The sequence below is a fragment of the Arenimonas composti TR7-09 = DSM 18010 genome (genome assembly GCF_000426365.1).
Lineage (GTDB): Bacteria > Pseudomonadota > Gammaproteobacteria > Xanthomonadales > Xanthomonadaceae > Arenimonas > Arenimonas composti.
Window position 1 is genome coordinate 15,369 of record NZ_AUFF01000011.1, and the last position, 13,101, is coordinate 28,469.

At 71.4% G+C, this 13,101-nt stretch carries 14 protein-coding genes; 3 read left to right on the forward strand and 11 right to left on the reverse strand.

Going from position 1 to position 13,101, the window contains the following annotated elements; genetic code table 11:
* Positions 1-45 precede the first annotated feature (45 nt).
* Positions 46-687: a vWA domain-containing protein gene (locus K311_RS0112040; protein WP_026817519.1), complete on the reverse strand. Its 642-nt coding sequence runs from the start codon at positions 685-687 to the stop codon at positions 46-48.
* Between the two features lie 137 nt (positions 688-824).
* On the opposite strand from K311_RS0112040, the gene K311_RS0112045 reads away from it, so the two are divergent.
* Complete coding sequence (locus K311_RS0112045) at positions 825-1,475, forward strand: HEPN domain-containing protein (RefSeq protein WP_026817520.1); 651 nt, start codon at positions 825-827, stop codon at positions 1,473-1,475.
* A gap of 33 nt (positions 1,476-1,508) precedes the next feature.
* On the opposite strand, the gene K311_RS18190 is transcribed toward K311_RS0112045, so the two are convergent.
* The 8 genes from K311_RS18190 to K311_RS0112085 all read right to left on the reverse strand — a co-directional run bounded on the left by K311_RS18190 (position 1,509) and on the right by K311_RS0112085 (position 9,508).
* Positions 1,509-2,516, reverse strand: coding sequence for a DUF3293 domain-containing protein (locus tag K311_RS18190; RefSeq protein WP_081683442.1), 1,008 nt, complete (start codon positions 2,514-2,516; stop codon positions 1,509-1,511).
* Positions 2,513-3,172 (reverse strand): hypothetical protein, encoded by a 660-nt coding sequence (locus K311_RS0112055; RefSeq protein WP_026817521.1) that lies wholly within the window; start codon positions 3,170-3,172, stop codon positions 2,513-2,515. Before K311_RS0112055 ends, K311_RS18190 begins: the two co-directional genes overlap by 4 nt.
* 79 nt (positions 3,173-3,251) lie before the next feature.
* Complete coding sequence (gene prpF, locus K311_RS0112060) at positions 3,252-4,451, reverse strand: 2-methylaconitate cis-trans isomerase PrpF (protein WP_026817522.1); 1,200 nt, start codon at positions 4,449-4,451, stop codon at positions 3,252-3,254.
* A 39-nt stretch (positions 4,452-4,490) separates the two neighbouring features.
* On the reverse strand, positions 4,491-4,790 hold the full coding sequence (locus tag K311_RS0112065; protein WP_026817523.1) for a type II toxin-antitoxin system RelE/ParE family toxin: 300 nt from the start codon (positions 4,788-4,790) through the stop codon (positions 4,491-4,493).
* Positions 4,787-5,056 carry a YlcI/YnfO family protein gene (locus tag K311_RS0112070; protein ID WP_026817524.1) on the reverse strand — a complete coding sequence of 90 codons (270 nt, stop codon included), beginning with the start codon at positions 5,054-5,056 and terminating at the stop codon, positions 4,787-4,789. The genes K311_RS0112065 and K311_RS0112070 overlap by 4 nt, the downstream gene beginning before the upstream one ends.
* A gap of 36 nt (positions 5,057-5,092) precedes the next feature.
* Positions 5,093-5,803 carry a lysoplasmalogenase gene (locus K311_RS0112075; RefSeq protein WP_026817525.1) on the reverse strand — a complete coding sequence of 237 codons (711 nt, stop codon included), beginning with the start codon at positions 5,801-5,803 and terminating at the stop codon, positions 5,093-5,095.
* Positions 5,800-8,415: a Fe/S-dependent 2-methylisocitrate dehydratase AcnD gene (acnD, locus tag K311_RS0112080; protein WP_026817526.1), complete on the reverse strand. Its 2,616-nt coding sequence runs from the start codon at positions 8,413-8,415 to the stop codon at positions 5,800-5,802. The genes K311_RS0112075 and acnD overlap by 4 nt, the downstream gene beginning before the upstream one ends.
* A gap of 151 nt (positions 8,416-8,566) precedes the next feature.
* Positions 8,567-9,508 carry an ADP-ribosylglycohydrolase family protein gene (locus K311_RS0112085; protein ID WP_211223663.1) on the reverse strand — a complete coding sequence of 314 codons (942 nt, stop codon included), beginning with the start codon at positions 9,506-9,508 and terminating at the stop codon, positions 8,567-8,569.
* Between the two features lie 199 nt (positions 9,509-9,707).
* Here K311_RS0112085 and K311_RS0112090 point away from each other — a divergent pair, with 199 nt between their 5' ends.
* Positions 9,708-9,953: a putative signal transducing protein gene (locus tag K311_RS0112090; RefSeq protein ID WP_026817528.1), complete on the forward strand. Its 246-nt coding sequence runs from the start codon at positions 9,708-9,710 to the stop codon at positions 9,951-9,953.
* A gap of 103 nt (positions 9,954-10,056) precedes the next feature.
* Here the strand turns inward: K311_RS0112090 and K311_RS0112095 are convergent, their stop codons facing one another.
* Entirely contained in the window at positions 10,057-11,178 is a 1,122-nt protein-coding gene (locus tag K311_RS0112095; RefSeq protein WP_026817529.1) for a fatty acid desaturase family protein, read from the reverse strand.
* Positions 11,178-12,296 carry a ferredoxin reductase gene (locus K311_RS0112100; protein ID WP_026817530.1) on the reverse strand — a complete coding sequence of 373 codons (1,119 nt, stop codon included), beginning with the start codon at positions 12,294-12,296 and terminating at the stop codon, positions 11,178-11,180. Before K311_RS0112100 ends, K311_RS0112095 begins: the two co-directional genes overlap by 1 nt.
* A gap of 97 nt (positions 12,297-12,393) precedes the next feature.
* Between K311_RS0112100 and fabR the strand changes: the two genes are divergently transcribed.
* Entirely contained in the window at positions 12,394-13,041 is a 648-nt protein-coding gene (gene fabR, locus K311_RS0112105; protein WP_043798142.1) for an HTH-type transcriptional repressor FabR, read from the forward strand.
* The last annotated feature ends 60 nt before the right edge of the window (positions 13,042-13,101 follow it).

The window sequence follows — 13,101 nt, forward strand, 5'->3', positions numbered from 1 at the left end:
AGGGTGTCGGGCACGGTCGGATCCACTCAACGGTACCCGACACCGTCAAGCGGTGTCGTCGCCGGCCTGGCGGTCCTGGTCGTCGAAGACGACCGCGGCGGCACCACCGCGGCGCCGGCCGATCTTGTCCGAGGCCGCCGCCCAGGCGCGCTCGCTGCCGCGGGCCGACTTGCTGAAGGCCAGCCGCGATTCGTAGACGACGCCGAGGTCGCCGGCGTCGGCGAAAGCGCCGAGGTCGGCGCTCAGGAACACGAAGTCCCAGCCGAGCTTCTTCTTGGCCTCGATCAGCGCCATGACGCGGTCGCGGCGGAACTCCCGGCTGGCGTTCTCCATGCCGTCGGTGACGACGACGAAGATGACCTGCCGCGGGCGTTCCGCCTCCGGCAGCCGCGCCAGCCGCAGTTCGAGGTCGAGGATGCCGCGGCCCATCGCGTCGTAGAGCGGCGTCGAGGCGCGCGGTACGTACTGCTCGAGCGTCAGCGGCGCGACGGTGGCCAGCGGCGCGGCGGCGTGGATCACCTCGTAGGGATCCTGGGAGTCGAACTGGACCAGGGTGAGCGTCGCCTGGCCGGGCAAGGCCTGCTGGGCGGCGAGGAAGGCGTTGAAGCCGCCGACGACGTCGGCGCGGATGTCCTGCATCGAACCCGTGCGGTCGAGCAGGATCGTGATGTGGCTGCGGTCGGTCATGGCGGTTCCCCTCGGATGGCGGATCGACAGCCTCCCCCACCGCCGTCGCACCGCCTGAGACCGGGGACGTACCCCGTCAGCTTTTTCCTACGGGGTACGTCCCCGTTAGCATGGGGCTTCAGCGTTCGGGGGGACGCATGCCGAAAATCGCCGAGCTCAGGCTCCGCCACCGCCATCGCCGCGCCACGCAGCCCGAGTCGCTGCGGGTCCGGGTGCACCGCGCGATCAGCTGGCTCACCGCCGCCGAGCGCATCTCGGGCGACCCGGATGCCGAATTCCTGTTCCTGTGGATCGCCTTCAACGCCGCCTACGCCAGCGAGTTCGGTTTCGAGCACGGCGAACGCGAGCAGACCCGGGCCTTCGTCGAGCGCATCGTCGACCTCGACCGCGAGGGTCGGCTGCAGGACGCGCTCTTCCGCCAGTTCACCGGGCCGGTGCGCACACTCATCGAGAACCGCTTCGTCTTCGCACCCTACTGGCGCGCGCTGCGCGACCACGACGGCAGCGGCGCCTGGGAGGAGAAGTTCGCGAAGGCGCGCAAGTTGGCGCTGCAGGCGCTGCTGGAGAAGCGCACGGCGGTGCTGCTGTCGATCGTGCTCGACCGCCTGCACGTGCTGCGCAACCAGCTCGTGCACGGCGGCGCGACCTGCGGCAGCAGCGCCAACCGCGCCCAGCTCAACGACGGCGTGCAGATCCTGCGGGTGATCGTGCCGGTGGTCGTCGCGCTGCTGGTCGAGCTCGAGGACGACCCCTTCGGTGCCGTGGCCTATCCCTATGTGCATGACTGACGGCCGCGCGCGCGGCCGGCGCCGGCTCGACCGCTAGCCGCGCGCGTCCGCCACCGCGAACAGCGGGTTCCACAGCAGTTCCGGGACCGCATCCGGCCCGCAGTACACCACCGCGTTCTGCGCGAATGCCGCGCACAGGTTCGCCGCCGCGGCGCGGTCCGGGCCGGGCACGAGCAGGCTCTGCTCCGGCACGCGGCCGCTGCCGTCGGGAACGCCCGCGCCCTCTTCGAACCCGAGGCCCGACCCGCGCAGGTGGCGGCGCAGATGGTCCAGCGCCCGCGCGTTCCATTCCAGCGGCCGGTCGTCGCCGAACGGGTTCCAGGCGGTGATGAATACCGACGAATCGACGCCGCGCCGTGCATGCAGGTCCCGCAGCGCCTGGCTGTGCACGCCGATCCGCAGGTCGATCGTCGGCGTCGTGTTCACGCGATAGGTCGTGGCGCGATAACACGACTCGCATCCGCGCGCCTTCGCGCCCGCGTCCTTCGCCGGCCAGACCGGCGCCACCTCGCCGACCCACGCCGCCTGTGCCGGCGTCTCGACCGCGAAGCGGCTGCGCGCCGCCCGCACGCGCGCGATCGCCGCGCCGGCGGCGAGTGCGGGTTCGAGATGCCGCGCCAGCCACGCCGCCACCGTGCCGGCGCGGCCCAGCCCGCCCTTGCAATGCACGAACACGCGGCCGCCGTCGCGCAGGCCGGGCACGACCTCGCGCGCGACCGCCGGCCAGCGGGAGAGGAAGCGGTGGTCCGGGGTGGACTGGTCGGTGATCGGCAGCGGGAACCAGCGCATTCCGGCCGCGTCCACCTCCTCGCCCAGCCGCTGTACCCGCAGCGCGACGAACTCGTGGTCCTCGATCAGCGTCAGCACCTGCGCCGCGCCCCAGTCGCGGATCGCCGCGAAATCGGTCGCCAGGTCGCGCGCCCACGGCCCGCTGGCGCCGTCGGGCTGCACCTTGCCCGGGCAGAAGGACACGCCGACGAGGCCGGCACCGGCCTTCACTTCGGCGATGCGCAGCGGGTGCGAGTCGCTGGTTCGGCTCATGGCGCCAGCGGCCGACAGACCGGCAGGGTCGCGGCATCGAGCACGGCAGCCGGCAGGCGGCCCTGCAGGGCGGCGACGCGCTCGTTCATCTGCTGCGCGATCGCGGTCAGCAGCAGATTGGCGTTGCGGGCGCCCGCCACCGCCTCGCGCAGGCGCCAGAGGCGTTCGGCGGCGTCCGGCTCCGGCGCCCAGGCGAGCGTACGCAGCAGCGTCCACAGTTCCTGCTCGCGCTGCGACAGCGCGTTGTATTCGGCGATGCCCTGGTAGACCTCGCCATAGGTGCGCGCGAGTTCGGGGCCGTGGTGGCGCGACAGCAGTTCCGGCGCGGCGCCGCTCCAGGCGCCGCGGCTGGAGAACAGGTAGGGCGGGCGGCCGACGTCGCCGAGCCGCGGCGGCGACGCGGCGGCGAGCGCGGACTCGATCTCGTCGAGCCGCTTCTCGATGCAGGGCGACACCTGCGCGCGGACCAGGAACAGCGAGGCCGCGTCGGCGATCTCGCTGTCGAGCGTGGCACGCGTCGCCGCGAGCCGTGAGCGTTCCTGCCAGTCGAGCACGCCCTGTTCGAGGATCAGCGCGGCCAGCACGCCGAGCATCACGACGAGGAATTCGCCGAGGACGTGCCGGCGGCGCCGGCGTGGTTGTCTGGCTTCGTGCATGTCCCCTCCGGGCCGGCGAGCCCTATGCCGGTTCGGGGAATTTACGCCGGGTGTGGGTTGTTCGCGGCTGAAGCCGCTCCTACAGGGGGGAGGGCGGTGGGATGCGGATGTGGCCTTCCATGAGGACGCGGGCGCTGCGGCTCATCACCGCCTTGCGCACCTGCCACTGGCCGTCGATCTGGGCGACGTCGGCGCCGACGCGCAGGGTCCCGCTCGGATGGCCGAAACGCACGACCTCGCGGGCGCCGCCGCCGGCCGCGCGGTTGACGACGGTGCCGGGCACCGCCGCCGCGGTCGCGATCGCCACCGCGCAGGTGCCCATCATCGCGTGGTGCAGCTTGCCCATCGACAGCGCGCGCACGTTGAGGTCGATGTCGCCGGCGGCGATCGCCTTGCCGCTGCTGCTGAGGTAGTCGCGCGGTGGCGACACGAAGGCGAGCTTCGGCGTGTGCTGGCGCTTCGCGGCCTCGGCGACGTCGGCGATCAGGCCCATGCGCACGGCGGCGTGGGCGCGGATCGTCTCGAGCTTCTGCAGCGCCGCGCGATCCTCGTTGATCGCCGGCTGCAGCTCGTCGCCGCGGTAGCCGAGCGCCTCGGCATCGAGGAATACGGTCGGGATGCCGGCGCTGATCATCGTCACTTCGAACGCGCCGATACCGGGCACCTCGAGGGTGTCGACGAGGCTTCCGGTCGGGAACATCGCCCCACCCTCGCCTTCCCCGTCGTCGGACGGATCGATGAACTCGAGCACGATCTCCGCCGCCGGGAAGGTGACGCCGTCGAGCTCGAAATCGCCGGTTTCCTGTACCTGGCCGTCGCGGATCGGCACGTGGCAGACGATGGTCTTGCCGATGTTCGCCTGCCAGATGCGCACCGGAAACACGCCGTCACGCGGCAGCCGCGACGGATCGATGAAGCCGTTGGCGATCGCGAACGGCCCGACCGCGGTGCTGAGGTTGCCGCAGTTGCCCGACCAGTCGACGAAGGCGCTGTCGATCGCGACCTGGCCGTAGAGGTAGTCGACGTCGTGATCGGGCACCGACGGCGGCGAGATGATCACGCACTTGCTCGTGCTCGAGGTCGCCCCGCCCATGCCGTCGGTGTGCTTGCCGTAGGGGTCCGGCGAGCCGATCACCCGCATCAGCAGCGCGTCACGCGCCGGGCCCGGCACGCGCGCCCCTTCCGGCAGGTCCTGCAGGCGGAAGAACACGCCCTTCGAGGTGCCGCCGCGCAGGTAGGTGGCGGGGATGCGGAGCTGGGGTCGGTGCGTGGTCGTCATGGGTTCACGGTCGGGGTGGGAAGGGCGGGCGTGCCGCGCTCAGTGGTAGTCGTCTTCGCGCTGGTGGCGCACGGCGAGCACGGTCACGGTGCCGGCGTCGGTGATCTCGAACAGCAGCACATAGCCCGCGCCGCCGAAGGGAATCACCAGTTCGCGCAGCAGGGGATCGGCCGGGTCCGCCTTGCGGCAGGCGAAGGGCATGTCGGCGAGCAGGCCGTAGCCCCGCTCGATCGCTGCGCGAGCGCGACATGCCGCGCGTTGATCGACGCGGGCGAGGAAGTCCAGCAGGCGTTCCAGGTCCTCCTGCGCGGCCCTGGCGATGCGGACCTGGAAACTCACCGCCCGGCGGGAGCGTGCGCGGTGAGGATCGCGTCGAGACGCGCCAGCGATTCGTCCACGGTGAAGTACGCGCCGGTCTGCCGGGAGTCCTCACGCGCTGCCAGCCCGCGGGCGATGAACTCGGCCTGGTTGCGGCGCCGGTTCACTTCGTCGCGCAGGGATTTCTCCATCAGGCCGGACAGGCTCTCGCCCTGCTGGAGCACGGATTCCGCCGCCTGGCGAAGTTCGGGCTCCACGCGAAGGGACGGCAGGGTGGCGGTTTTCATCGGAGCCTCCGGTTGCGTCGCAATTGCGACGCAACTCTAGCACGGGTCCCGGTCGGCCGGCTCGCGACGCGCCCACCGCACCAACCCCAGCGCGATCAGCGTCTGCCCGCTGAAGTACAGCGTGACGATGACCAGCACCGCGTGCGGGAACGGCGCCGCGAACTTGTTTACGCCGATCAGCGAGTCGGCGAGCAGGAACAGCATCGCGCCGAGCCACAGCAGGCGCGGCGCGGGTTCGACGCGGCAGGCCATCACGACCATCGCCAGCAGACACGCGAGATAGATCGCGACAGGCGGCATCAGCGGGCCGGCCTTCGGCACCAGCCAGACGGCGAGCAGCAGGCTGTACGCGACCGCCGGCAGCGCGCGCGCGAGCCGCCACGGCCGTCCCGATCCGAGCGTCGCGAAGGCGACGAGGAACGCGATCTGGTTGACGAGGAAGGCCGCCAGCGCCTGCCGGAACAGGCCGTCGCGGGCGCCGTAGTCGAGGAAGACATCGCCGGCCGCGGCGGCGCCGTAGCCGAGCGCCAGCCAGCGTCCGGTCGCGCCTTCGAACGTCCGCCACATCAGCGCGGCGTAGAGCAGCATCGGCAGCGGCTTCAGCAGCCAGCTGCCGGGCCACGGCTGCAGCGGGATCGCGGCGATGTAGGCGACGCCGAGGATCACGGCGGCCGCGAACAACGCGCGCGACGCGCCGGACAGTACCGGCGCGGACCGCGCCGGCAGCGCGCCCTCGCCGATGCTCATGCGCCCCGCGCCGCCTCGAGGAAATCCTGCGCGAAGCGCTGCAGCACGCCGCCGGCCTCGTAGATCGACACTTCCTCGTCGCTGTCGAGGCGGCAGCGCACCGGCACGTGCACCGTGCTGCCGTCGCGGCGGTTCACGACCAGGGTGAGCTGGGCGCCGGGCGCGCGCTCGCCGATGACGTCGTAGGTCTCGCTGCCGTCGAGGCCGAGCGTCAGCCGGGTGGTGCCGGGCAGGAACTCCAGCGGCAGCACGCCCATGCCGATCAGGTTGGTGCGGTGGATGCGCTCGAAGCCTTCGGCGACGATGACCTCGACGCCGGCCAGGCGCACGCCCTTCGCCGCCCAGTCGCGCGAACTGCCCTGGCCGTAGTCGCCGCCGGCGACGATGATCAGCGGCTGGCCGCGCTCCATATAGGTCTCGATCGCTTCCCACATGCGCGTCACCCGGCCTTCCGGCTCGATGCGCGCCAGCGAGCCCTGGCGCACGCTGCCGTCGTCGTTGCGCACCATCTCGTTGAACAGCTTCGGGTTGGCGAAGGTCGCGCGCTGCGCGGTCAGGTGGTCGCCGCGATGGGTGGCGTAGGAATTGAAGTCCTCTTCCGGCAGGCCCATGCGCGCGAGGTATTCACCGGCCGCGCTGCTGGCGAGGATCGCGTTCGACGGCGAGAGGTGGTCGGTGGTGATGTTGTCGCCGAGGATCGCCAGCGGGCGCATGCCGCGCAGCCTGCGCTCGCCGGCGAGCGCTCCCTCCCAGTACGGCGGGCGGCGGATGTAGGTGCTCTGCGGGCGCCAGTCGTACAGCGGCTGCACCGCCTCGCCGCTGCCGGCGCGCTTCGCGAACATCGGCTTGTAGACGGCCGTGAAATGCTCGGGCTTCACCGCGGCGGCGACGATCGCATCGATCTCGGCATCGCTGGGCCACACGTCCTTCAGCAGGATCGGGCTGCCGTCGGCGCGGTGGCCGAGGGCATCGCGCTCGATGTCGAAGCGGATGGTGCCGGCGATCGCGTAGGCGACGACCAGCGGCGGCGAGGCCAGGAAGGCCTGCTTCGCATACGGATGGATGCGGCCGTCGAAGTTGCGGTTGCCGCTGAGCACGGCTGTCGCGTACAGGTCGCGATCGACGATTTCCTGCTGGATCTTCGGGTCGAGCGCGCCGCTCATGCCGTTGCAGGTGGTGCAGGCGAAGGCGACGATGCCGAAGCCGAGCTGCTCGAGCTCCGACTTCAGCCCCGCTTCCTCGAGGTACAGCGCCACCGCCTTCGAACCCGGCGCCAGCGAGGACTTCACCCAGGGCTTGCGCAGCAGGCCTTCGCGGTTGGCATTGCGCGCCAGCAGACCGGCGGCGATCACGTTGCGCGGGTTGCTGGTATTCGTGCAGCTGGTGATCGCGGCGATGATCACCGCGCCGTCGGGCATCAGCCCTTCCGCTTCCGGCGCGCGCGCGGCGGCGAGGTCGCCGGCGATGCCCTTCGCGGCGAGTTCGCTGGTGGCGACGCGCGCGTGCGGATTCGACGGCCCGGCCATCGTGCGCACGACGCTCGAGAGGTCGAAGTGCAGCGTGCGCTCGTACTGCGCGTTCGCCAGCTGGTCGGCCCAGAGGCCGGCGGTCTTCGCATAGGTCTCGACCAGCGCGACCTGGGTGTCGTCGCGGCCGGTCAGGCGCAGGTAGTCGAGCGTGCGGTCGTCGATCGCGAACATCGCCGCGGTGGCGCCGTATTCGGGCGCCATGTTGCTGATCGTCGCGCGGTCGCCCAGCGTCAGCGCCGCCGCGCCTTCGCCGCGGAACTCGAGCCAGGCGCCGACGACCTTCTGCGCGCGCAGGAACTGGGTCAGCGTCAGCACGATGTCGGTGGCGGTGATGCCCGGCTGCGGGCGGCCGGTGAGCTCCACCGCGACGATGTCGGGCAGGCGCATCCACGAAGCGCGGCCGAGCATCACGTTCTCGGCCTCGAGGCCGCCGACGCCGATCGCGATCACGCCCAGCGCGTCGACATGCGGCGTGTGGCTGTCGGTGCCGACGCAGGTGTCCGGATACGCGACGCCGTCCGCATCCACGCCGATCACCGGCGACATCCGCTCCAGGTTGATCTGGTGCATGATCCCGTTGCCCGGCGGGATCACGTCGACGTTCTCGAACGCGTGCCGGGTCCACTCGATGAAGTGGAAGCGGTCGTCGTTGCGGCGATCCTCGATCGCGCGGTTCTTCGCGAGCGCGTCCTGCTCGAAACCGGCATGCTCGACCGCCAGCGAGTGGTCGACGATCAGCTGCACCGGCACCACCGGATTGACCTGCGCCGGGTCGCCGCCCTGGTCGGCGATCGCGTCGCGCAGGCCGGCGAGGTCGACCAGCGCGGTCTGGCCGAGGATGTCGTGGCAGACCACGCGCGCCGGGAACCAGGGGAAATCGAGGTCGCGGCGGCGCTCCACGAGCTGCAGCAGCGACGCGTCGAGCGTCGCCGGATCGCAGCGCCGCACCAGGTTCTCCGCGAGCACGCGCGAGACATAGGGCAGCGTCTCCCACGCCCCCGGCCGCAGCGCCTCGACCGCCGCGCGGGCGTCGAAGAAGTCGAGGTCGGTACCGGGCAGCGGCTTGCGGTGCAGCGTGTTCATGGCGGGCGTCGGCTCGTCGTTCGAAGCCGGCGATTATCGCGGAAAAGGCGAGTAACGAGCGAAGAGTAACGAGTCAAGAGTAACGAGCGGGAGCGACCGGCTCGTCGCGCGAAGCGCGGGCCTTCACTCGTTGCTCGTTACTCTTCGCTCGTTACTCGCTCCCAACCAGCAGCGCATCGAGCAGCGGCGCGAGGATCGACGCGCCGCGCAGGTGCTCGCGCCAGCGCTCCGGGATGCCGGTGGCGCCGTAGCGGATACCGGCGATGCCGCCGGCGACCGCGGCGGTGGTGTCGGTGTCGTGGCCGAAGGCGATCGCGCGGCGGACGCAGGCTTCGTAGTCCTTGCTGTCGTCGACGGCGCGGCGGGCGGACCACAGGCAGTCGACGACGTAGCCGCTGCCGGCGGCGCGGGCGGCGTTGTCGGGGTCGAGGACGCGCTCGAGTTCGTCGCCGCGCAGGTCGAGGTCCGGAGCGAAGGCGCGCAGGCGGACTTCGGCGGCTTCCCAGGCGTCGGTCTCGCCGGCGAGCTCGGCGCGCGCCCACAGGCAGTACATCGCGCAGGCCAGCTGCGCGCGGGGATGCCCATGGGTCGGCAGCGACTGCCGCGCCGCCGACCGCGCCAGGTCGGCATCGTCGCCGCGGTGCCACAACGCCAGCGGCAGCACCCGCATCAGCGAACCGTTGCCGTTGTCGCGCTCACCGGCGGGGCCGGACTGCGCCGCCGGCACCCCGCGCGCGACCGCATCGAGCGCCGCCGCGGTCTGGATACCGATGTCGAACACGTGGCCGCCGACCGCGCAGAAGCCGCCGTGTCGCCAGCGGCACAGGCCGGAGGCGAGGTCGTCGATGTCGAGGCCGTCGTTCTCGAGCAGGCTGTCGAGCAGGACCAGGGCCTGGGCACCGTCGTCGCTCCAGGTGCCCGGCGGCACGCTGGGGTGGGCACGGCGGAACCCCGCCGGCGGCCGCATCTCGAGCTGCTCCGGCGGCGGCAATCCGCCCGGCGGGTGGAATTCGTAGGGGACGCCGAGGGCGTCGCCGACCAGCAGGCCGAGCAGGCCGCCGGCGATCCGGTCCTGGTGTGACAGCGGAATCATCTGAAGTCCCCCGTACGCTCCGCGAAGCCTGCCCGACCCCGGCGGCGACAGCGATGCTGTCACCGTTCGTCAGGGCATCGGCGCCATTGCACCCGAAACCGGCGAGAAATGTGAAGCGCGTCACGGTTTCCGGCGTCCCCAGGGCCGCTAATGCCCATCCGAAGGCCGCCATCGGGCGGTCGTCGCGAGTACCGGAGAAATGATCGCCATCTACACCGCCGACAGCCTGCTCGACGCCCAGCTCGTGCAGGACCTGCTGACCAGCGCCGGCATCGCCGCGCACGTGCTCGGCCGCGAGGCCGCCCTGCCCGGCGAGACCGCGGATGGCCGCATCCGTGTCGCCGTCGAGGACGGCGAGGCGGACCTGGCGCACGTGATGCTGCAGGAGTGGCAGACGGCGCCGGAGGACGAGTCCTTCGACCTCGACGAAAGCCTGAAGCTCTGACCCCCCCACCCCGCAGGAGCGCCTTCAGGCGCGATCGGGGTGAGAACGCTGCCGGGAATCGCGGCAGAAGCCGCTCCTACAGGGCGATCCTACAGAAGGGGGCTCAGGCGGCCTGCGGGACCTGCGCCCGCACCCGGCTCGGCCAGGCGTGGCGGACGATGCGCCAGATCACCTGCCCGAACTGCCGCGGCAGCGAGCCGGTGTCGTAGTGCTGGCCGTACTTCTCGCAGATCCTGCGCACTTCCACCGCCATCTCGGCGTAGCGGTTGGCCGGCACGTCCGGGTAGAAGTGGTGCTCGATCTGGTGGCTGAGGTTGCCGGTCATGAAGTTCATGACCCTGCCGCCGCCGATGTTCGCCGAGCCGCGCAGCTGGCGCAGGTACCAGTGGCCGCGGGTCTCGTTGCGCACCGATTCCTTCGGGAAGGTCTCGGCGTCGGCGGTGAAGTGGCCGCAGAAGATCACCACGTAGGTCCAGATGTTGCGGATGACGTTGGCGGCGACGTTGCCGAGCAGCACGGTCAGGAAGAACGGTCCGGCCAACGCCGGGAACAGCACGTAGTCCTTGAGCATCTGCCGCGCCGCCTTGCGCGCGACCGGCGCGGCCTTCGCGACGAACTGCTTCTTGCGCATGCGGCCGGCGAAGACGCGGCCCAGGCGCACGTCCTGCAGCGCCACGCCCCACTCGAACAGGATCGCGAACACGATCGCGACCAGCGGCTGCGCCAGATGGAACGGCTTCCACTTCTGCTCCGGGAAGATGCGCAGCAGGCCGTAGCCGATGTCGTCGTCCATGCCGCGCACGTTGGTCCAGGTGTGGTGCTGGAAGTTGTGCGTGCGGCGCCAGTGCTGGCTGGTGGCGACGATGTCCCACTCGTAGGTCTTGCCGTCGAGGTGCGGGTCGCGCATCCAGTCGTACTGGCCGTGGATGACGTTGTGGCCGACTTCCATGTTCTCGACGATCTTCGACCACGCCAGCGCGATGACGCCGAGGATCGCCGCCGGCCACAGCAGCCACGGCACGAAAGCGCCGCCGATCGCCGCGACCATCAGCAGCGCGCGGCCGGCGAATCCGGTGTAGCGCACGGCACGCACCACCTTGCGGATGTAGTCGGCGTCGCGCTGGCCGAGGCTGGCGACCGTGCGCGTGCGCAGGTCGTCGAGTTCGCGGCCGAAGGCCTCGAGTTCGGTGGCGCCGAGAACGCGGTTGGGTTTCTTCGCAGCCATCACAGGTCCAGTTCGATGTCGGTGAGCGCGGCGCTGACGCAGATGCGCAGCGCGCTGGCGGCTTCGCTGTCGACGAGGCCGTCGATCAGGTGGCGGGTGGTGCCGGCGCGCTTGCCGCAGGCGCAGGTATTGCACAGGCCCATGCGGCAGGCGTTCGGATGCTTGATGCCCTGCGCTTCCAGCGCGGCCAGCAGCGGTACGCCGCGTTCGACCTGGACGCTGCGGCCGGAACGCGCGAGGCGGACCTCGACCTTGCCGCCGGTGGCCGGCGCCACGTCGGGCAGGGTGAAGGCCTCGGCCTGGAACGCGGCCGCGTCGGCGGCGGCGACGGCGCGAGCGCGGTCGACGAAACCACCGGGGCCGCAGGCGTACACGTGCCGCAGGGCGAGGTCGGGCACATGCGTGGCGAGCAGCTCGGTGTCGAGCCGGCCTTCGCCCTCGTCGGCGGCGGTCGCGGCCTCGCCGGTCAGCAGGAAGCGCACGCGCAGGCCGGGAACGCTGGCGGCGAGCGCGCGCAGTTCGTCGACGTAGCAGAGCTGGTCGCGGCGCCGGCTCCAGTACAGCAGCGTCGCCAGCGTCGGCACCTCGCGGCGGGCCAGGGTGCGCAGCATCGCCATCAGCGGGGTGATGCCGGAGCCGGCGGCGAGCAGCAGCACCGGCAGGCTCGGATCCTCCGGCAGCGTCATCGCGCCGTAGGCCTGGCCGATCTCGAGGACGTCGCCGCGCTTCGCCCGGGTCGCCAGGTGGCCGCTGAGCAGGCCGCCGTCGATCGTCTTCACGGTGATCGCCAGCAGGCGGCGGCGCGGGTCGATGACGCTCGGGGAATAGCTGCGGTGCACGCGGCGACCGTCGACTTCGGCGCCGATGCTCACGTGCTGGCCCGGGGCGCAGCCCTGCCAGTGGCGGTTCGCGCGCAGCACCAGGGTCACGGCGTCGGCGGACGCGCGCTCGACCGCGACGATGCGCGCGAGCGGGCGTTCGAAACTGAGGGTCTTGCTGACGTGGCCGGCCCAGAAGTCGAAGAAGCCCGGCGGCACCAGCGCGCCGAGCAGGCGTCGACGGCGCGACGGGGCGGGACGGTTCGGCGCCGGCGGGCGCGACTGCGGGACGGGGGGCATGGCTGGCGACTATACAGATGGAAATACAGATGTGTATACAGGTGTATATCGACAGGGGGTATGATGCCGGCCTCCCGTTCAGGAAACCGACGTGCCCATCGTCGTTCCCCCGTCCGCCCATGTACCCGATGGCCCGCCGGACGCGCCGCCCACCCGCGTGCGCGGCATCTCCCGCGACGACCTGCTGGCGGCGGCGCTGCGCCTGCTCGGCCCGCATCGCAGCGTCTCCAGCCTGAGCCTGCGCGAGGTCGCACGCGAGGCCGGTATCGCCCCGAACAGCTTCTACCGCCACTTCCGCGACATCGACGAGCTGGCGGTGGCGCTGATCGACCTCGCCGGGCAGTCGCTGCGGCGGATCGTCGGTGCGGCGCGGCGGCGGGCGACGTCGGGCGAGGGCATCGTCCGCGGCTCGGTCGAGGCCTTCTTCGAGCAGGTGCGCGCCGACGACAAGCTGCTGCACGTGCTGCTGCGCGAGGGCACGGTCGGTTCGGACGCCTTCAAGCAGGCGGTCGACCGCGAGCTGAGCTTTTTCGAGGACGAACTGCGCGCCGACCTGATCCGGCTCGCCGCCCGCAAGCGCGGGGTCGTCCACGAGCCGGCCCTGGCCTCGAAGGCGATCACCCGCCTGGCCTTCGCGATGGGCGCTTCGGCGATGGACAGCCCGGCCGACCGCGACCCCGAGCTGATCGAGCAGCTGATCGAGATGGTGCGGATGATCCTGATCGGCGCCCGCGTGCCCGTGTGACTTACAACCGGGCTTAACAACTGGGGTCAGATTCCTTCGTTAAGACCGAAGCCGCAGGTC

Bases quoted from the DNA above. Each gene is read 5' to 3' on its own strand.
- K311_RS0112040 (WP_026817519.1), bottom strand. From the start codon at position 687: ATGACCGACCGCAGCCACATCACGATCCTGCTCGACCGCACGGGTTCG.
- K311_RS0112045 (WP_026817520.1), top strand. From the start codon at position 825: ATGCCGAAAATCGCCGAGCTCAGGCTCCGCCACCGCCATCGCCGCGCC.
- K311_RS18190 (WP_081683442.1), bottom strand. From the start codon at position 2,516: ATGAGCCGAACCAGCGACTCGCACCCGCTGCGCATCGCCGAAGTGAAG.
- K311_RS0112055 (WP_026817521.1), bottom strand. From the start codon at position 3,172: ATGCACGAAGCCAGACAACCACGCCGGCGCCGCCGGCACGTCCTCGGC.
- prpF (WP_026817522.1), bottom strand. From the start codon at position 4,451: ATGACGACCACGCACCGACCCCAGCTCCGCATCCCCGCCACCTACCTG.
- K311_RS0112070 (WP_026817524.1), bottom strand. From the start codon at position 5,056: ATGAAAACCGCCACCCTGCCGTCCCTTCGCGTGGAGCCCGAACTTCGC.
- K311_RS0112075 (WP_026817525.1), bottom strand. From the start codon at position 5,803: ATGAGCATCGGCGAGGGCGCGCTGCCGGCGCGGTCCGCGCCGGTACTG.
- acnD (WP_026817526.1), bottom strand. From the start codon at position 8,415: ATGAACACGCTGCACCGCAAGCCGCTGCCCGGTACCGACCTCGACTTC.
- K311_RS0112085 (WP_211223663.1), bottom strand. From the start codon at position 9,508: ATGATTCCGCTGTCACACCAGGACCGGATCGCCGGCGGCCTGCTCGGC.
- K311_RS0112090 (WP_026817528.1), top strand. From the start codon at position 9,708: ATGATCGCCATCTACACCGCCGACAGCCTGCTCGACGCCCAGCTCGTG.
- K311_RS0112095 (WP_026817529.1), bottom strand. From the start codon at position 11,178: ATGGCTGCGAAGAAACCCAACCGCGTTCTCGGCGCCACCGAACTCGAG.
- K311_RS0112100 (WP_026817530.1), bottom strand. From the start codon at position 12,296: ATGCCCCCCGTCCCGCAGTCGCGCCCGCCGGCGCCGAACCGTCCCGCC.